The following is a 494-nucleotide window of genomic DNA, read 5'->3' as shown; positions in this document are numbered from 1 at the left end:
CGCTCCGAATGCCGATACCGTGCGAATTACATTTACCGACGATGCTGCATGGAGAAACAACATTACCGGGGTGTATCTAAATGGCAACTCAGCCCCCATCCACAGCTCCAGGGTGAATAGATCTACCGCAGGAATGATTGAAATTAATCTTTCCGGCGCTTCGCTAAAACCAGGAACGCATCAATTTCTCATTAAAGCCGAAGGGTACGCGGATGCCGTGGTTACGATGGAAGTGCCCGTACCGTTAGCAGCGCCGACTTTGACGGCGACGGCTCCGAATGTCGATACCGTGCGAATTACATTTTCCGATGATGCTGCATGGAGAGACAACATTACGGGAGTTTATCAAAATGGCAACTCGGTTCCCATCCACAGCTCCAGGGTGAACAGATCTACCGCAGGAATAATTGAAATTAATCTTTCCGGCGCTTCGCTAAGACCAGGAACGCATCAATTTCTCATTAAAGCCGAAGGGTACGCGGATGCCGTGGTTA

General features: G+C 49.8%; 1 protein-coding gene. It reads left to right on the top strand.

Annotated elements, in window-relative coordinates; genetic code table 11:
• Positions 1 to 19: 19 nt before the first annotated feature.
• On the top strand, positions 20 to 494 hold a 475-nt coding region (locus GQY55_RS30790; protein WP_328803770.1), incomplete at its 3' end, for a hemoblobin-interacting domain-containing protein.

The organism is Paenibacillus sp. USDA918EY, from assembly GCF_009870825.1.
In the GTDB taxonomy this organism is placed as follows: Bacteria; Bacillota; Bacilli; order Paenibacillales; family Paenibacillaceae; genus Paenibacillus_AQ; species Paenibacillus_AQ albilobatus.
Note: the sequence above shows the minus strand (reverse complement) of the source record. Positions and strands in the feature narration are given on the sequence as shown.